This window comes from Halioglobus sp. HI00S01, from assembly GCF_001635445.1.
In the GTDB taxonomy this organism is placed as follows: domain Bacteria; phylum Pseudomonadota; class Gammaproteobacteria; order Pseudomonadales; family Halieaceae; genus Halioglobus; species Halioglobus japonicus.
This window is the reverse complement of sequence record NZ_LWEE01000062.1, coordinates 149,316-168,695: the sequence shown is the minus strand read 5'-3', so window position 1 is coordinate 168,695 and position 19,380 is coordinate 149,316. Positions and strand designations below refer to the sequence as shown.

Annotated in this window: 8 protein-coding genes; 3 read left to right on the top strand and 5 right to left on the bottom strand. The window is 51.8% G+C overall.

The window, feature by feature from the left end:
• Positions 1-79: 79 nt before the first annotated feature.
• Genes A3709_RS11305 through A3709_RS11285 form a run of 5 tightly spaced genes read right to left on the bottom strand, consistent with a single transcriptional unit; the run spans position 80 to position 6,600 of the window.
• On the bottom strand, positions 80-3,775 hold the full coding sequence (locus A3709_RS11305) for a DotG/IcmE/VirB10 family protein (RefSeq protein ID WP_066054437.1): 3,696 nt from the start codon (positions 3,773-3,775) through the stop codon (positions 80-82).
• 1 nt (position 3,776) lies between these two features.
• A complete protein-coding gene (locus A3709_RS11300; RefSeq protein ID WP_082850073.1) occupies positions 3,777-4,835 on the bottom strand; it encodes a DotH/IcmK family type IV secretion protein in 1,059 nt (352 codons plus the stop codon).
• Entirely contained in the window at positions 4,771-5,508 is a 738-nt protein-coding gene (locus A3709_RS11295; protein WP_066054431.1) for a DotI/IcmL/TraM family protein, read from the bottom strand. The genes A3709_RS11300 and A3709_RS11295 overlap by 65 nt, the downstream gene beginning before the upstream one ends.
• Positions 5,508-6,152: a DotI/IcmL/TraM family protein gene (locus tag A3709_RS11290; RefSeq protein ID WP_066054429.1), complete on the bottom strand. Its 645-nt coding sequence runs from the start codon at positions 6,150-6,152 to the stop codon at positions 5,508-5,510. The genes A3709_RS11295 and A3709_RS11290 overlap by 1 nt, the downstream gene beginning before the upstream one ends.
• Positions 6,145-6,600 (bottom strand): hypothetical protein, encoded by a 456-nt coding sequence (locus A3709_RS11285; protein WP_156507701.1) that lies wholly within the window; start codon positions 6,598-6,600, stop codon positions 6,145-6,147. The genes A3709_RS11290 and A3709_RS11285 overlap by 8 nt, the downstream gene beginning before the upstream one ends.
• Positions 6,601-6,708: 108 nt before the next feature.
• Here A3709_RS11285 and A3709_RS11280 point away from each other — a divergent pair, with 108 nt between their 5' ends.
• From A3709_RS11280 to A3709_RS11270, 3 genes are all read left to right on the top strand, one after another.
• Positions 6,709-7,632: a thioredoxin domain-containing protein gene (locus A3709_RS11280; RefSeq protein ID WP_066054426.1), complete on the top strand. Its 924-nt coding sequence runs from the start codon at positions 6,709-6,711 to the stop codon at positions 7,630-7,632.
• A 144-nt stretch (positions 7,633-7,776) separates the two neighbouring features.
• Positions 7,777-9,339 carry a hypothetical protein gene (locus A3709_RS11275; RefSeq protein ID WP_066054424.1) on the top strand — a complete coding sequence of 521 codons (1,563 nt, stop codon included), beginning with the start codon at positions 7,777-7,779 and terminating at the stop codon, positions 9,337-9,339.
• A gap of 320 nt (positions 9,340-9,659) precedes the next feature.
• Complete coding sequence (locus A3709_RS11270; RefSeq protein ID WP_156507700.1) at positions 9,660-19,331, top strand: hypothetical protein; 9,672 nt, start codon at positions 9,660-9,662, stop codon at positions 19,329-19,331.
• Positions 19,332-19,380: the final 49 nt, after the last annotated feature.

The window sequence follows — 19,380 nt, the reverse complement described above, 5'->3', positions numbered from 1 at the left end:
TACTCAACCCAATAAATCATGCAATAAGGTTCGACTGTGCTGGTGCAAAAAACAAGCTAAAACGCGGGATTTTTTAGTTTTATTGCATATTTTCCTGGAAAACCGGTTCGAAGAGGATGACTCCCATTTCAGATCCGACGGGTAGAGAGACAGTGATAGGCCGGTTGATGTTTTGCGAAAACGCTTGTGCTACGTTCTGGCCGAGCGGCTCCAATGAGCGAATGGCAAGCTCCGTCCCATCGAGCCCCTCCGTTTGGAACCGATCCGATGCACCGGTCGATATTTCGACGGTGTCGCGCGTTTCACCTGCAGCGATCGCAGCGCCCTGGATGATCGAGCCAACGAATAGCCCCCCATACCTATAGAGGAGATGACGGTCGACGTCACCACCCACTGCCGCCTCTAGGTTGTTAGTGTTAAGGGCAACTCCATCAATACCAATTGCAGTGCCATCTTTTAAATAGAGCGAGTTATACTCAATGACCATCTGGTCATATTTCAGAGCTAGCTGGCCGGTAAGCCTCGCCCCATAAAGCGGATGCTTGGGAGTAAAACGTTTTGCCCCCGGCAATGCAACGAGATCTGCTACCACCTGGGTGCCGAGATCAGTATTTAGGCCAGTAGAGGTTGTAACGTAGAGAGCGTCGCCTGCATTAAGTAACATTTCTCTAGCGCTCTCGCGCGACGCACCACCGCCGACTGACCCACCATGCCGGCCCGAGCCCGGGGCAGCCTCCTCATACTGATAGCCCACGCCTCCAGAACTGAATCCCGCAGCGCGAGCCTGACGCAACTGGTCAAGGGTCGCTATCGCGTTACCTTGTATTTTCTCTGCTCGCCGGTACAGTCGCTCGGTTTGCTCGGCATCGAGGTTTCGCAAATTCACAGCTGGTCTGGCTGGCTGCTCCACTTCTTCCGTGGGTGTGGAAACGGCTGCATCCGGCCGCGTTGTTTGTACAGCGCTACGCGGTATATCCGCGACCATCACGTTTTTGGGCGTCTCGTCAGCCCCCAGCGCAAATCCTGCATCATCATAAATACCCTCACCGCGTAGTGATAACGCTCGCCCGCTTGGTGCAAGCACTTGATCGGCTGAGCTATCTAAAAGGATGCCATCGCGCTGTAGGAAAACACCTCGGCCAGCCACGCGTAGCATTTGTCCAAGGGCATCGACAACTGCATTCTCTTCGTTAACAAAAGCCGCATCATCATCAATAAGAACCGGTACACCAGAGGAAGACACGAGCTGGCGTTCCTCAGATCGAAATACCCCGGAAGAAGTCACTCTGGTTAGGAGGCCGCCGCGATTCAACAGCCGCCCCTTCTTGTCATAGAGGACGCCTTCTTGATTAGTGATACGCAGGTATTTTGGCCTATCACCACCCTTCCTGGTAAACAACCCATTTCGGCTTATAAAAAGTGTCTCGCCGTCGATATCTCGGAGCGGCAGCCCCTCAACGTAAACAACACGACCTGACCTGTCATCACGCTTTAACTCCCCTTCAGGCCCGCGAATTGCGCGCCCCTCAGCGTCGAAAAGCCTGTCAGTACCAGACGTATAAATGTCTGATTCTCCGAGCCTGAGAGTCGAGTTCGATACAGGCTGGCCGTCCAATCCGAGGTAGGCGCCATCGTGGAACTTCACGACTTCCAGTGATAGCGCAGTAGCCTTGTCGTCTCGAGTCAAAATGCCGGTATCTGACAAGAAAATGTCGCCGCCCTCAAAATCACGCACGTTCACAGATTTCTGTCCCGGTATGTACAACCTTCCTGTGTTTTCGTCGACCGAAACTGGCCATCCGCGGTATGTAAACCCTTTGCCCTCAAGATCAGCAAGCGCACCGTCTCTTGTAATTGTGATCGCGCTTGATCCCATCCTCACAGTCCGAACAGCATCGTTTATATCGTAAGGGCCACTTACAGGACTGCCTGTTTGAGCAAGAAGTTCGAAATCAGACAGCGGCATTCCCGCTTGATCGACCAGGTTGCCATTCTCTAACAGCGTTATCTCACCGCCCGCCGGCGCATAAAACGGTGTTAATCGATCGTCCACCAGGACACCAGAGTCGTCTCGAAAGACCTGCTCACCGCTGTAGTAGACTTTTCGCCCATCTGCGCCAAGCACCTCTTTGATAAGCCTCGGGTCAGCCGCCAACCGCCCGTCTGCTGATAGCAAAATACCGCCATAAGTTGTCAAAATGCCTGACTGCCGGGCTACATCTCCGCCTACCTTTCGGAAAACACCGTTAGCCATTAGCTCGATGGGGTCTGCATCGAAATCAAGTACGGGGAGCCCATCAAACGTAAAAATACGGTCGGAACCATCTTCACTCGTTGCGCCTTCGACAATGAAAACATGCTTTCCGTCATGGAGAGTCGGCCTGCCTTGGCTGTCTGTTAACAAGCCGTCTCCGGCCTCATAAAGGTCTGATGAACCTCGTTTATCAATCATCTGGGCGCGCGAAAGGAGTCGACCGTTGCGCGCAAAAGCGACGCCGCTGTCGTCGACTAAACCGCCCGATTGAAACACCCCCTTCCCCATAGCGGTGCGAAGTACACCTTGCATCGTGAGCGTAACAGGAGCTCCGTTACGCGACACAAGCTGGTGTCCGCTGCTAAGCATGACGCGCCCATTTGTGGCCCGCTTCACCATTACCCCATAGTGATTTACTGGCTTCCCGTTACTGCCCGCTATGAAATTGTCTGACCGTAGATAAAGATCGGATTCCCCGAGGCGGTCGAAATCAATCGCGCGCTCCTTCAAATATCCGCGATTATCAATAATCGTGCCGCGCGTTGAGATCAATAGACCTTCGCTAGAAAATGCCTTGCCGTCTGGGTCGGTAATGGCGCCCTGGCTTGTGATGTAAACTGGCTGTCCTTCCCAGTTAATGAAATCACCTGCGACTGACAGCAATCTGTTTTCATCATCCGCTACTACCGACCGTCCCTGCACTTTGATGGCTAGGCCGTCGACTGTTACCAGCTGGTTCTCCAGCGTTCGCCATATATCGGAAGATCCCCACTGGCTCATGTTCCCTGTACGAGTTACGAGCTGCCCATTAGGCAAGAATATGATGCCTGATTCTGTGGTTAGGCGCCCGAGAAGAACCACTTCAGAAGCCTCTGGATCGTATATCGCGCCAGAGGTTCCGACGTACATAGGAAGTCCGCGTGCATCCAGTATCGGCTGATTACGGTTATCAACTAGCTCGTTCTGAGCGCCGACAAACGCAATAACACCATCAAACAATACCGGCCCGCCATCGCACGTAATAAGCTGCCCCCCGGCCTTCAGACAAAGATCGCTCTCACCGAGCGACTTAAAGTCTCGGTAGGCTCCATCTACAGGTAACCCCAGCCTCTCCATAGCGACTAGCAGTTCGGCATCGGTCATCCCTTGCAAAGAGCCAGTTATCTCCTCACTGGAGACTCCTTCGGGCAAATCGAACGTGTATGGCATAGCGAAGCCGCTACCCTTCTCGGCTGCACGGTACTTCTCATCGTTGACCGCCGCTTGCGCTTCTTTGTAATACTCACTCGGTGCTGAATCATTTCCCTCTCGTGATTTAGGCTCGGCGCTGGCAACAGAACTTACTCTGGCCACCTCGTCATCTGAGCCTGATGTTGCAAATAGAACAACACAAACAATTACAACCAGGACAAGAAACGACCCTAACAACAAAAGAAACGTGCGATTGTGAGGTGTAACCTCGATGCCAAGCTTCGCCAGCAGCGAAACGACACGAGACGACTTTTTGTCAGCGTCGGCCATCTCAAAACTCCTCTTCTTGAAGGAAAACCTTCTTAATCGCACCGCTCGCATCAGACATGGTCAGGACAGGGGTTTGACTCATGCGAACGGCCCTCCAGCCAGCAGCCCCAAAATGGTATGCCCTGCCGATAGGCGCAACTGGCGTGTATTTAGTACGGATATAAAGATGGTCGCCCAGCGTCCATGCTTCTACGTTGCGGTCGCTGCTAGTTAACTTCTGGGCGCCATCAGGCGGGATGCCAACCACAATCTCTTTCATGATCTCATCATCTTCGAGCTGGTCCTCTCCAACTGTGGAGACCACCTTGGCATTGGGCCCCTCTCTGTCTATTTGAATCACTGGCGACGGATGATATTTGCCGCCGTCACTTCGTATGCGAAGCGGGACAACTGCAGGTAGTTCGTGCAGCATAAGAGTGAGGTTCGTTTCGCCAGCCCTATAAAGCGTTTGAAGAGTTAAGAGGTTTTTGAATGCATGCTGCTCCACTTGAGCCACTTCGTAATTCGCAGTATTCCCAGGCTGAGCATACGCTATGGGCCATGGCTCTCCGGTGCTATCAATGACAGACATAGCAGAAATGCGACCCGGGGTGACATAGATCACTTCTGGCTGCGCCCCGGGCCGTGTGGAAACCGTTATAATCTCTGTTAGCTCCACAACGGGCTGCTGCTCAAACAGGGCCTCCTCTTGCTTATCCTGCCAGGCCCTCTGCTCACGAATCTCTTCAGGCGCCATCGTCGCGTCTCGCATTCGTTCCAGCAACCTGCGAGTCAACTCGCGATCATCCACATCATTAATCGGATTAGATGGGTCCGTATAAATCAACAAATCCTCTCCACGAGGATCTATCTGGACCTTCTGTTGAGCCTGCCCTCCACGATCTTGTGCGATGACACTCACCGAAAACGCCGTTAGCGCTCCGATAAGTACTGCAGAAAGAGCAGACTGTCGTTGGTGCACTGTCCGAAACAGCCTAATAGAACCAGAGCGCATCCTAATCACCTCCGCCTTGCTTAACGAGATATGAAACGATTTGAAGTCCAGCCGGGTTGCTTTCATTCCTCGGCGCTCTTTTGACCAAAAGCGTGGCTTGGAGAGGCGGCGTTCGCCGTGATATTGCCCCGCCCTCAAAAAACTGGACGTATTTGTAGAGGATCTCGTAACCAAGAGCGCCCTGGATAGGCCCGCGCTTCAATATCCTCGGAGCCTCTAAAGGTTCAAGCCAGGTAGTGAGACGCTCTTTCATAAGCTTTGGCTTCAACTGAGAGTCAGCCAGTGCTCGCTGATAGGATTTCCAGCCTGACCCGTTGAAATACACGTAATTGGCTTTCAGCTGACTATCAAAGTTTGAAAAAGAATAAGCTTGTGTTTTGTCCATCGTATCAGCTGCCCATTCTAGGACTTGAGCATCTGTCAGCGTGGGCAAATTGGTTGGCGTATAATCAATCAACTTACCGTCACTGTCAGTCATATAAGTTAGAGTTACAGGCGGCTGTGATGTCACGATTGTGAGCGCCCACCCCAAAGCCCCGACCGCCGTGAGCAGTACCAAGCAAATGAGCGCCATTTTCTGATTCATGGATCTATAGTGCTCGCCGGTCATAAGGACGAATGTTTGCGGTAGCGGGGTATTCAGCAAAGACATGCCAGGAACACTGTCAAGCTTTACATTCTCATTAGCCGCAGAATTTTCGCGTTCATGCCTATCTCTCATCATGGTGCTATCACCCATCACGTCTCGGTACCGTAAAGATTAATAATCTCGAGCGGATGGTGACCTGCGCCTCTCGGAAGTTCACGCATATCGATTACCATGTACTTCGATGATGTGCTCGGCTCACCAGCCCCGTATACAGTTGTCAAAACTTGTGCCCGGAACTTGAAAAACCCGTAACTGCCTGGCTGCCTGTAGGCGTGCAACAGCTCAAATGGCCGCTTCGTTATTGTCGTGACAATGCCTCCGCGGTTTTTGAGCGACTCGATAGTTCCGTTACGCTCTAGATTTTCTACGTAGCTTCTGTAGCCGCTTTTGGAAAAGCGGGACTTCGCCTCACCAAATGTCTTCTCGACATCCCTGAAGTGAAAAGAAAGTATATTTACCAATGAGTCAGCCGCCCATTGTTCAGCCTCTTCGGGACTTACTAGCTGTTGTAATTCTGGGATGACGCGCGAATACGTCACGTAGCCGTCGCCACTGTGGGCGAGTATTTTCGGCGGCAAAACGGCCGCGACAGATACAAAAATGGCTAAAAGGCAAGTGCTGAAAACTAGGGGTAGCGCCACCTTCACGCCAAAATTAAAGGATGTAAAGTGACGTAGCTGCTTCTGTACGTGCCGCTCTACCGAAGCAACCTCACCCGCTCCTAGATTATTCATGGCGGACACCACCTCGCCCGATCCACACCCCCGCTTGCCTGAGCTGATGTGCTATCGCAAGCAATAGGGACTGTCTGCCTCTTTGAGAGATAGTAGACCACTGTCCGGGCCAGGTGATATTCACCGCAGCCTGCCATCCTGCTGCGGTGCGCGTGACGAGCGCACCGATCCCAAACACCATCGAAGCACTCTCTACGAGGTCGTGATGTATCGCAGCGCTATTTCCTTCTGTGCTGCTACATCCACCCTCCAGATGATCCGCAAGGTCGAAAAGTATCGCCATTTGCCTGACGATCGGCATCGCAAGCATTTCCTCCGGCACCTCCATACTCACTTCGGCACCATGATCTTTAACAATGACGCGCGTCGGTATTGCGATGGCTACATACGTGTTGCTCATAAAAGCACGTTTTAGAATCTCCGTGATTAGTATTAATTCTTTACTCAAACGCCGTGAAATACTAGAAAAAATGTTGCTATTTCGAAAATATGTTCTCAGTATCAGAAACGGAGTTGTACAATGTTTCATGAAACGATTTAAATTATTGGAGTAACAATGGGTCGAGCAATAGATGGTGGCACAGCCGGATTCCTTTTAGCGCTCCTTGCGATATCTGTGTGGCTAGTTATTTACGCCATAGTTATTGAAGAAAAAGGCCTTGATCCGATCAGAACACCTGCCGGCACTGAGCACCTGTTTACTACCAACAGGAACGTTCACATTCTTAAGACTGTCGATGATGTATTGATAGAGGGTTACCAGGCCGCAGATGGGCGTTGGGTCATAACGGGGCCCGCAATCCCGCGCGTTATCAGCCATAGCTCGAAGCAAGAACAGCAAAAGGACATGGCACTTTATAATCACGACGTCACACAGCAGCCTGGGGTTGCGCTACCGCCGCTAGTACTCGGCCTCAATCCTGATGGGGGCTCAGCGCCTGACATGGCAAGTGGCAAAAACGACGCTCGATCGTTTAGGGAGCTTGACGCCGTTCAAATCGCTGCGGTCCAGGCGGCGCACTACGTTTCAGTAGGGTCCGGTGATCAGCTGGTATACGTCTTCTTCGACATGAAATGTCCAGGTTGCAAGGCATTCCATTCTGACGCATTGAGTCTCGCTGATTCGATGAATGTAACGTTTCGGTATTTGCCAGTCGCCATACTGGGCCCCGATTCTCTCGAGTTGGCCGCAATGGTGCTGGGAACGGAAACTCAATCCGAACGTCTTGAGGCATTCGATAGGGTCTACACAAAGCACCAGAGAAACTTAGGCGAGGGTTTGAGCGATGAATTCAGGGCCGGCACAGAGCGCGCACTACTGAACTGGGACGCCATGGTGAAAGTAGGAGCGCTTGGAACCCCTTCCATTGTGTTCCCCGCCAGCGAGAATGGCGACGCTCCGATTCTGATGATCGGCGCAACGAAAGATAGGTTCATTGAGATGGCCAGATTCAGGCAGCGTGTTCTTGATAATGAATAAATAGTGCGTACCGACAGAAAATGATCGGTCGGGCATATAGTGTCGCTTCTATACACCAAATTTAGGATTTCCACAGATTTTCGCTGTATTTGATTTCACATTGTAGATATTTTCTGTTCATGCCAATGTATACCGGTACGTGTAATGCCGCAGACAAAGAACAGAGACCACCTGTCAAGCAGCGTTGATGTAGTCATCGATGACTACGAAGTTCGCCCAGATTCGAGAAACACTTTTGACTCTTTGCGGGGGCACTTAGCGGAATTGCCTCAGGTTGCAGCTGGTGCTGTGAGCATGGAAGAGGCAGATCGTTGGTTGCATGCAGCATCGAAAGTATGGTCGACAGGTGGTGTCTACCAGTTACTGCAGCAGTCTAAAGGTTTCGGCGCGCTCGATATGAGAGCGCTCTACGCAGATGCCTCCGGCGAATATTACCCGGGCTACTCTGCCTCTGAAGTCATTGATCAAAAACTGCTGCGAAGAGTCGCCCTCCCAGCAACGCAGAGGTATTCTGGCGAGAAGCTTCTCGAGCGCATAGCAAAGACGGTCGTCATAGAACAGCACGGACTAGAGAGATCTCTCGAGGCAGAGGGTTTCATAGCGAAACACGATACGACTACCGGTGTTCCGTGGATGATTGGTCGCGCCCCCCTTATCGGTGTCACCGGTGATAGCAAGACTCTCTTTGATATACAGGTCGCGACAGAGGGAAATCGACTGTTACACGACGAAACAACGTTAAGTTACCTCAGCTTGTGTGCAGCAAACAAAGGCGTCGCTCTTGATGGCCTAATAATGATCACCGTCGAGGCGGAGCCTGGCTTCAGCGCAACCATCCAGTCAATCGCGCAAGTCTCGCAAAACGCTAAAGACATGGTCGGCGAACTTGCCTCAGAGTTCGCCCTTAATATGCCAGATGGACTTAGGGTGTCTCTTGCTGGCGTTACGCCAAATCCCCAGCTAATGCAGGAACTCGCGGACCTGGGCATGGCGCGCTGGGAAGGCGCGGTAATGTCTGGTGCTGGCCTAACGGTAGAACAACAAAAACCGGCGCCACTCCCGGTCGCTGGGTACGATGAAGTCGCAGACGCGCAAAGGCGCTATCTCGGAGCCCAGGCGGTGGAGCAGGCAGCAAAAAGTGAGCGACAAAAAGCCAAAATTCAGTATGAGAATGTAGTTCGTGCTCTCGAAGAAACACACGGGGATTTTGAGCTCCCGCTTAAGTATCCCGCCATCCAAACACGGATAACCACAGATTGGGGAGCGGCCGCAGAATATATTGAAGAGGTAGCTAACGTTCCGAAATCGCGCCTGTATGAAACGGAAGTTGATGCTAGGCGCCTTTCGTTGGCCTATGAAGCTGGCTCAAACGAGCCAGTGAGCAAATTCGAGATCGTCGGCAAGCCAGACCCTGACAAGATTACGGATATCGCAAAGCAACTGGGCATATCGCTTGAGCCCTTTGCTGCTGTGCAAAAGACTGCCATATCGCCAACGACAACCCGCGGAGAAGAGTTCAGCGTTCTAACCGAGCACAGAGCCGCCGCTCATGAGGCAGTTTCGGCTCTAGTAACGCAGTCCGCAAATTCGCCCACCTTACGTGATGGAACGCTTTATAAAAGTCCTCCAGGGCCTGCGAAGACAGCCGGTGTAGATCTTGAGCCCGCGCGAGAACACGGTCCTAGCAAAATGAACATGGGAGTATAGATGTGGCTAATACATCAGGCCGCCATGAATGGCTCGTTGGGACAGTATCAGACGTAGACAGTAAGCGCGGATATCTGACCGTAATAGATAACCAGACGGGCGCTAAGGTGGTTGCCGCTGCCAAGAGTCAGGGCAAAGCCTCGTGGCTCGCCAGGGAACTTGGCAAGTCCCCTCAGATTGGCCCCGGCGCCGTAGTCGCGCTCTACGGTCTGCAAAAGGCAGGCAAGACGGCGGAATTTTACACTGCTGAATACGGGGCAACGATCGCGCTACCTGATGATAACGCCGAAATACTTCTAGTTCCGGCCACGCAGAAAATAATGAAGCCGAAAGGCTCAGACAACAGATACATTCAGGCAACCGTGCTTGACGGTAGCCCGCGGCGACTGAGTTCAGCCTCTGCTATTGAGGAAGCGGTTATCGAGTCGCTAGGTAACGCCATTGGTCTGCCTAACGAGCGACGCGGGTTCATGGTAAGACTTAACGGGCTTTCTCGCGCAGGTCGGGTTAGCACCAAAGCAAAAATGTTCTACGGTCAGAAGAATGCACGCCCGGAGGATACTTGGCAGTATCACCGAAGCAAGGGTGCTGTTTCGGAATATTTGCAGGAAATAAAAAAGTACATATCAGGTTCAACGAGTGGCGGTTCATCGACATGGGTCGACATAGTCGGCTTCACAACAGCAAGCGTACGCACGCACCCTTCCTATATTGATCAGGCCGCGAATAGGCCTAGCTTCTCTGAGCGCGACCAGCAAACAGGAAGGACGACCGACGCCTATTCACTTGCTGCTGTTGTTATTAAGGATGGGGCGCGCGGCAAAGAATTGACTCGTCTCCAGCCTTTGCCGAAAGCAAAAAAGGTCGTTCAACGTCACGGGCTGCTCGGTCCTCATCTGCCGGGGTCAGACTTAGCGACAAGAGTTTCGAAGAGTATGGAAGCCGCACCTGGTGTCTACCTCGACGCACCCGCACCGGCAACAAGTCGTCCACGGCAAGCCGAGGCGCCAACAGTGGGACAAGAACGCCGCTCCGCAGCACCTAGCGCGGCGAAATCTTCCCGTCACACCTACCCATTGCAACTTGTAGACAGTAAAAATACAGCCACCGGTAGAATAGACTCTTTTACCGTTACGGGCTCGCCTGCCGCGCTTGACAAATACGCAGATAGAATATTGTCAGGTTCTTCACACAACCAGCCAATAGTTCTGCCGGATCAGCGAGGCTACAACTTTCCTATACAGGTTAAGTCAGAGGTGGGCGCTTCATTATCAGATCTCGCAGGTACGCCCCCGCTTTATCTCGAGAAGATATCGACCAATGACGGTGGTGTCATTCTTGTGCGTGGGCGTATCGATGACGCTGAAATAGCAGCCAGAGTTTCAAAAATAATACCCGGCTATGAGCCGAAAGTGGACAGCGATTTTGGCGGCCTCGCGTTCAAGACAGAGCATTTGGTTCGGTTGAATGCGGGGCTTAATCGTATCAACAGCCCTGCGTCAACGTCGCCGCCCTCTATGGCGCCCGCCAGCGTAGCCCCCACGACCGACACCCAGGCCGCAGCGCCAGCAGCCGCTCCCAGGCAGCAAACAACACGGCGTACTGCAACAAGCACTGGCACTCCAAAGCGGCAGCGGAATACAGGCAAGCCAAAGATAAGCTACGGCGCATGGATGGAGTCAGAGTTCTCGGGGCCAGAGGCCGTCCTGCAAGCTATCGATAGCGATTTTATTGCACATTGTGAGGCTTGGAGTATCAATGGTAATCAAGCGCTCAGCGCGGCGCGATTCGGCTCGGATGGTGGTGAAGCCGTTATGGTCGCGGGAGAGCACCTGCCAGGAAGCGATAAAGAAAAGGTAATAAAGAATTCCGTGCGGGTTTATTTCTCGTGGCGGACTGTGCCTGACAAAAGGGAGCCTGATCGGCGAATCACTCAAGTCATGGTCGGATTTTCGAATCTGGCAGAATACCGTGACAAAGAAGTGCCAGTGTTCACAAGTGGCGAATTCACGTGGGACCTCTTTCAACAGGCGCGCTCATCTGGCTACAAACTGCGGAGCGATGCAGAAAGGTTAAAAAAAGAGCAGGAAGCGGCACGCAAGCGCGAGGAGTATCGAAAGGCCGCTGAAGCAGAAGCTGCAAAGATCTGGGCTGAAGAAGAACGGTTTAGAGAGAAGTGGCTGTCAGATCATCACCGCAACCCTCGCGCTGGCGAGGCGGATAGCTACTTAGCGAAGAAGTCAGTGTCAGCGATTCTCTCGACCGCAATCGGGGGCGGAGATGGCGGGCCGGCAATTGATATAAGAGTGGGCAGTAATCCCGAGCGAGGCGCCTATCGTTTTTCTCCGCTTTACTCCGTCGAAAAGGATGGATCGGGCCGCGTTGTCGGCGCCCAGGTTATTTACGATGTCCCGTTCGACGAATCAAAATCGGGCAAGCCAATAAACAAATGGACGGTCAAAGGTAGTCGGTTCCGCGACAAAAATGACGATCCTACAGGTGCCCACCTTAGGGCTGGCAGGCTCGTCGATGGGGAGCCGATATTTGTTGGCGAAGGGTTGGCTGACATATCAACGATTCACCTCGCGTCCCAGGGCGCCGCGGCAGTAGGCTCGACCGGGACAAGTACAATGCGCTTCCTGGTACAGAAGCTTAAAGCGGCATACCCAAATAGCAGAATTGTGTTGGTTGCTGACAACGACTTCTATGACCAGCGCAAGGGCAACCCGGGCGTTTTTGCAGCTATCACTGCATCGTTTGAAAATGGCGTGGACTACGTCATACCTTCGTTTGATGGCGTGGATTTAGAGACAAAGCCTACAGACATCAATGACCTACATGGCTTGGTAGGCCTTGACGCCGTTGCACAGCAAATAGCACAGCCCGTCGGCGCACCTGCTGATATCGTGTCGTATTCGATGATGGTAGCTAAGGTACGCGGAGTGGAATCACTCCAATCGTTCATCGATAGTCAGACAAAGGCAATCATTGACGCTGAATTATCAATCAAGTCAGATTCAGTGGCGAGGCAGGTTTTGCTAGACGCGTGCATAGACGCTTATTCTATCGCCGATCTGCGTGAGAGCCTTGGCGACAATGAGAATAAGATTATTGACAAGGTTTTGGAGGAGCGGGCAAAAAAAGCAATCAGGAATGAACCCGAGGGCGGCGGCGGTAATGGCGGCGAAGATGCTCGCCGAATCACTAAAAGCACATGGCCGGTTGAAGTCCGAACTGGTGAGGGTGAAGCTGGTAATAAACATGCTGTCGTGTCCCTGTCCCCTGAAAACCTTCCGGGGAATATGAGGGAAACAGACGCCATTGAGGCAATTGAGTCAGTTCTTGATCGGATACATCCATCCAGGCGCCCCTCTCCAAAAGCAGGACCCTGGTATCTCCCATCAATAATGGTAAAGAAGGCTAACGCATACCTGTCAGATCTGACCGGGGCGGCTCCCCTATACATTGGACGCTCACGAGGCAACCCATTCGTAATGGGTGATTTCCGCGACCTCGAAAGAAAACAGGCCGTAGAAGACAGCCTGAGGTATACAGACGTTGACTTTGTTGATTCAGTTGGTGGTTTTAAAGTAGCTAACGAAAAAGAGCTACCATACATCGAGGAGAGTCTCGGATCGCTTCTAAAAAGAACGCCCGCCCCTCCTGACATTGAGGACGTTGAGCTGGATCTTCCAGAAGACCGTGAGCTGCTCCGTGCAGCGCGACTTTTTTCTGTGACAGCGACAGATGTGCACCGTGCTAGCCTGGCGCTCGCGTACTCACCCGAAAGCGGGATATTTAACTCAAATGATGTTGCATTCTTGGCTGCGTACGCGTCTGCTCGCAAAATCGTTGAGTCCAATTCGACCGATAAGGCAAAGCTTCACGAAGAGGCTCTACGTACGACATTTGCACGAATTGAAAGTGTATTCGCTATAGAGGCGAATCGTCTGGTCTTAGGTGACGACAAGGTCGCTAGAACTGAAGAAATATGCCGTCACATCAGCGCGTATAAAGATATGCAAAAGGGCTCTGGCGAGGCCGTTGAGCAGAATCGCAGCATTGCTTTAGACAAGGTATGCAAAAAATTTGGGATAAACCGAGCTGATGCAGCAGCATTGATTAACGAAGAGAAAGAGCATTTTGCGAATGTCACCGTAGAGCCTGCAGAGCCCGGTCGATTGAAAATGGAAGGGTCGGGTTCAGCTGAACACCTTCTGGTAGCAAAGGTAATCGATCCGTCGGAAGTAGATTGTGGAAAGACGCCTTATCGCGAAGAGCGCGTTGCCGAGATTATTGCTGAGATTGGCTCTGCGCGCGAGACAGATTCAGAAACGACGCCTTCAAAAGCACGGATCATTGTCCGCTCAGATCAAACGATGGCTTCACAGGACGTCGATGAGATTGAGGCACTCAGGAGAACTGGAGGGTTAGCGCTAGCGTGGGTCAATCCCTATAGCTACTCACGCGACCAAGGCATGAAGCCGACAGATGTGGCGCAGTTTTATCGGCGCTCAATGATTAGTCTCACACAGGCGCCGGCAGCGCAAGGTTATGGGCAGATCGCAGAGGAGTGGGCAGGTTCATTTAAGGACCCGAGCCAGGTCGACGACGTCATTATGTATGACCGAGCAGCCGAAGAACGAATAGACCAGCTGCTGCAAATGTATGCGTTTGGTATTTTAGAAGGTTATAACGACGAAGAAATATACGACGGGTTTTATACATCTCCAAGCAGTCCTTATTTCGGGGACCTGGTGGACGGTCACAGTGCGCAGTTTACCTTAGACATGCGCTATGCGAAGGAATCAAAACGCTACCCAAACGTGCCTAAGATCGCTGGACTAAGCGCTGTTTATGACCTCATGTATCCGAAGCTGAGTGAGCAACGGATTAAAGACCTAGATGCATATATCGACTGGTACCTGAGCCCAGCGTTCGGTGACAAAGGTGGCGGGCAGACCTTCAAAAGTTTTTATAAAACCTGGAGAGAACCCAATAAAAGAGGTCAAACCAACCTACTGATCAGTGACGACGCTCCAAAGAACCCCTACGGAGTCGAAGCAGAAGATGCCGATGAATCTGATAGCGAAAAGATACTTGACTGGTCCAAGAACGACCTTTTAAAGAAGGAGCTTCTTCTATACCGCGGCACGGATAGCTTGAGAGTCTATTTCGATCGAAAAGTAAAGCAATACAATGAAGATCTGAAGAGAGACTCAGAGCAGATGAATGGTGATCTTTTCGCAGAGCCTGCTCTGGCTGAAGACGCTTCCCCTCCTCCCATTGACGCCCAGGTGCCAGTTAAAGACGATCCCGTTGAGATACGGACAAGGACCGTAGACCAGCCTGCAGAGTGCAACGAGATCGACGTACAAAACACCGTAAGCGGGAAGTTAACGATTGCCGAGCACTTCCACGGCCAGACAACCATATACGAGCTGAAAAGCGAAGTAGAAGCCGCTGGCGGCGAATACGCGACAAAGTTTCATCGCTTTGCGACGGGGCACGATCACGCAGAACGATTGTTCGAGAGTCTTGGTCGGGTTGATCTTGCAACTGCAAATGACATGGCCGATAGGACATGTATGCAGATGGATGTTAAAGAACAGGCAACATCGGGGTACCGCACCTTTGTTAGAGCGGAGCTGACAGACCCAGCAAATCCAGAGTCGGCCCCTGTCCACATCGTAGCGCGCATTACTGAAATGGAAGACGGCGCCAACATAGAAACCGAGGCGGTTTTCGTCGACTCCGAAGCAGCGCAAAAGCATTACCAATCTATTTATAATGCTGCTGTCAGTCAGGCCGCCGCAATGGAGCAGAGAAAGCCAAAGAAAGGCTCACAGATAGTAGATCGATTAATGCGTGACTCGGTGGCTAAAGGACTTACGCCCGATCAATTTATAAAAAGTTTAACGGTAGACCGTAATATCCAAATACCCAAGAATCGGGAAGCGGCCCTACAGGAACTATACAAGCAGGTCTATCAATCTGAAAACCCTGAAGGATTCTCGCAGTGGGTGGCTGGCGATGCCGCAGGAACTATACAGACTGAAAACGTAGCGAGCGGTGCGTCGGTAGTCGCCGACACGCCTTCGAGGATCGAACGCTTCGAGAAGCACCTGGAAGCGTTCGTGCGCGACGAGCACCCCTACTCGTATTTTGCAAAAGAATACTGCGGGGCAGCCGGCGAAGAGCTTCACCGGAATCCTTACTTTGACACGGAAAGTGGCAAGCTGAATAGAAAGGCTCTTTTGAGGGACATCAATGAATCCGGATACTCGGACGTTAGGTCATTCTACGACACAAGATTCGAGGCTGCGCATAATCGTCGAAGCGATGAGATCAATGTCTCCCGACAGGGTGGTTTCGTACCTAGCGAGATAGATGAAGCTGTCCCCTTAAGTATCCAATTTGAGCAGCTCAATTCCGTGATCGATGTCGACTTATTCGAGCCTGCCGGAAGCCTTTCTTTCTCGGAGCATATTGATGGCTCTGACTTCCCGGACATTTTTCACCCGATATTCGCAGAAGATCTACTAACCGCGAATGCAGCGGACATTATTGAAAAGTATGATTCAAACGATATCCGGCTGCTATCGGACGTGCACGGCATCCACCCTTTGCGCACCAACGCGGCAATGAGTTCAATGGATGAGAAGCTCGTTTTCGTCAATGGGCTGATCGAGCAGTACCGTGCTAGACATGAAATTGCTGGGCTAAGCGCTGATGAAATAGGTGCTTTGGACAGTTCGGTGCTAGCAGACATTGCCGGGCAGATGGGCCTATCTCCGCTCGGCAGCAGTGATGAGATAGCGCTTCGCGTAAACAAAAACCGATCCACCCTTGAGGGATTGTCTGCGACCCGTCTGTACGAGATAGAGTATCTCGCTCGTTGTCTAGCTTCAGAAAAGCAAGGCAATACGCTCAACCCCGAGCAACTCAGGGATATACACCGTATTACAAAGGGTGCCGGCGAGTTTCAGGCGTTGGTGCGCGAAAAAGCTCAAGAGACTAGCGAGATAGGACAGGTAGTACGCATCAGGGAGATGCAGGACTATTTGTCTGGTTTTACGACAGGGATACTCGCACCGGGCGATCATAACGGTCAGGCCCTTGAAATACTAGGGACACCTGACGGTAACAAGCACGCGTTTAAAGACTATAGTCAAGGCGATATAGATCATCGTAAGCAGCTGTCAAATGTATATATCCCATCATCAAAGCACATCGGTATAGATGACCTGCCATCCCACATCACATACATGGGGCGGTTCGAATCTGGCGCGATAGCGCTGCCAACCGCCCTTTCGTCTGAATACGTGAAATCGAACATGCTGATACCAGCAAGTGAGCCTGCCGTAAAGGCTGCTCTATCAGGAATGACTGACCTGATGAATGCTAATGGGTATCTGATATTCGGCAACGCGTCAGAAAACAGTCTCACCGTATTGACTCCTGGGAAAAAGGACGGCGTTAGTGTAGAGCAGTATATCGACGGGCAGTTGAGTTCTACAGGCACAGCAAAAAGTCCTGAAATCTGGGCTGCTACAAACGCACAAACAGCAGGCAAGGTATGTAGTTATTCAGAGGTGCTGACGTCACATATCGAAGCGATCGTAAGCGCCGACCAGCACGTTATGGATGCCAGGACAGCCCTTGCAAGTGTTAGCACAATTGATCCAAATGCCTTGGGAAATATTCTCGGCAAAGCCGAGGAATTACCCGAGCTCTACACCGTCATGCTCCGGCATGAGGGACAGGCGGAGCGCTTTATCGTCGAGAAAGTAATAGATAGGATTGTTTCTGAGGAGAATAGCCGCACTCTGTCGGAGGTCGTCAGGCAGCAAAGTCCGGAGAGCGAAAATCTGATCGCTGGGATGCGAGAAATAGTGTCAGATGTTGGCAGATATAAAGTTATCGAACACCATGCCGAGACAGAGGCAGAGCTGCCGTTTTGGGGCCTTGATCCCGAAGCTGCGGCACGTGAGTACACGAAATACCTGTCGGGCAACGCCTCGGCACACATGCGGGACAGCCTTGACGCAATAACAAACAGTCAGGATAAGGGGGATGTCTACGCGCGCGTAGCCGGCGGAGAATTTGACAATGAGGCCAGCTACTATCACGCGATGATTGTCGAACAAAAATGCGCCGACGGCAATCAGTTGGCGCAGCAGATCGCTGCGGAATACTATCCGGAGATTGCACAGGCAACCTCGGCCGATGCGCGGATGTCCATATCAAACAAGTCGCCGAGCGCTGGAGATTATGTGTATGCGGAGAACGGCGACGCTCGAATTCTTGGAAGATACATCGCCGAAAATTCTGGATTCGCGATTATCGACATTCACGGGACGCCGGATACAAAGCGCATCCCCGACACAGACAAAAGTATTTTATACACAGAATCCGGCGCCCCACTATTCGGTTTAACGGCAGCGGAGTTCTCCAAAACAGAAGGGGCGGATCGCTGCCCGGGTGATCACTTCCGTATTAATCCAGAAACCAGCAACGGAAAAGAGGCGCTTAGTCGCCTGTCAAAAACACACCTAGACGAGCTATGCGCCTACATGTCGGTCGATATGAACACTCCTCGCAGTCGGCTCGTCGACGCATACATCACAAACTGGAAAGTAACGGCGGCACTTGCATCTGTAAGTGTGAGCGAGATTGACGACACATATCTCGACGCAGAAATAAACGATCTTTGCAAAGCGGTTGGCTTGAAGGAGCATTCAGCCGAGTCACTCCATCGGTTCGCAGAAACGACACATGCTGCTGCAATGACGTATGTCTCATCGCTAAACCAGGCCAAGGTGGAGTCAGTCGCAGCGAAGTATCCTGCTCTCATGTCAAGAGCCGACCAAGCTGAAGAAAACCACGTTAAGGCCCGGGTAGAGAATGTGTACACGCTTGATAGTGCTGAAAAACCGGCCAGGTATGCGGCTGACTACGACAACCTCGCAGAGGTGATAGCTGAACACAGTAGCGGCCGGACACTTGGTTCGCGGGGTAAGGCATACTTTTTGCTGGCCTTTTCGGGTGAAGACTCATATCAGTACTTAATTGATAATGCCCCGGTGCTATCCTCCAACGTAGAGATTGTGCCGAAGATAGACGGTGGGGCGTTGACGTGGTCTCTTGTAGAGCCGGGTGGAGAAACAAAAATCGACAGCATGGCAGACCCGGCAAGCGCGGTTAAGGCAGCGCTGAATGCCGGTCTCACTATACAAGAAGATCCTGTCATAAGGGTTATAGAGGCCGGGGAGCAAGTTGCCTGGGTAGTTCCTGCGGCCGGTGACACGCATGAGCTGGTTACCGGCGACTTGCAGACTACTGTATGCATAACCCAGTCAAATGTTGAGTCGTTTGACAGATCGGTAAGTGTAGAGACCGTCAATGGAGAAATCGCTGCTCCCTGCATAGACCTCGTCCCGTGCGACGCTCCGGAGATAGGTGAGATAATAACGTCTATGGTGCACAAGCATGACGGCTCGCTGTCTGAACTCGTCCGAAATATAAAAGCGCTGGGGCAAGACCAGGCAGAAAACGGGCTCTTTTATGACGCTGCGCACTCTTTCTTAGCCACAGAAAAAATCAAAGCAGATTTTAATACGCTTAACCTGGAGCAAGACGCTTTCCTTGTAGATGAAAACGCGTTTACCGTGACCAATAAAGATACAGGCGCGGTGTATCGTATGGACATACATCTAAACAGATATCAAATCAATATGGTCGATGGCAGTGACGCCTACTCATCAGAAAGCCTTCTGAAGCTCGTAGCAGAGATCGGACAAGGCGGCGCAAACCAGCTAACGAAAGACGGTTTCAACACGCGGAAGATACAGGCCGTAGCTGGTGAAATTACCCCGACCACGAAGAACATAGAAAAGGGGGCGGATGTAGACGAGACCGTAGGGGAAGTCTTAATTGACAACATCGATGATGATGCCAAAGCAACTATAAGCCCCGGGTTTATTTTCTAGATTTTCACGCTTTTTTTGATGATCTTTAGGCTCCCACACGATACCGTAA

Excerpts from the sequence above, each read along its gene's own strand:
- A3709_RS11305 (WP_066054437.1), bottom strand. The coding sequence starts at position 3,775 with ATGGCCGACGCTGACAAAAAGTCGTCTCGTGTCGTTTCGCTGCTGGCG.
- A3709_RS11300 (WP_082850073.1), bottom strand. The coding sequence starts at position 4,835 with ATGAAAGCAACCCGGCTGGACTTCAAATCGTTTCATATCTCGTTAAGC.
- A3709_RS11295 (WP_066054431.1), bottom strand. The coding sequence starts at position 5,508 with ATGGGTGATAGCACCATGATGAGAGATAGGCATGAACGCGAAAATTCT.
- A3709_RS11290 (WP_066054429.1), bottom strand. The coding sequence starts at position 6,152 with ATGAATAATCTAGGAGCGGGTGAGGTTGCTTCGGTAGAGCGGCACGTA.
- A3709_RS11280 (WP_066054426.1), top strand. The coding sequence starts at position 6,709 with ATGGGTCGAGCAATAGATGGTGGCACAGCCGGATTCCTTTTAGCGCTC.
- A3709_RS11275 (WP_066054424.1), top strand. The coding sequence starts at position 7,777 with ATGCCGCAGACAAAGAACAGAGACCACCTGTCAAGCAGCGTTGATGTA.
- A3709_RS11270 (WP_156507700.1), top strand. The coding sequence starts at position 9,660 with ATGAAGCCGAAAGGCTCAGACAACAGATACATTCAGGCAACCGTGCTT.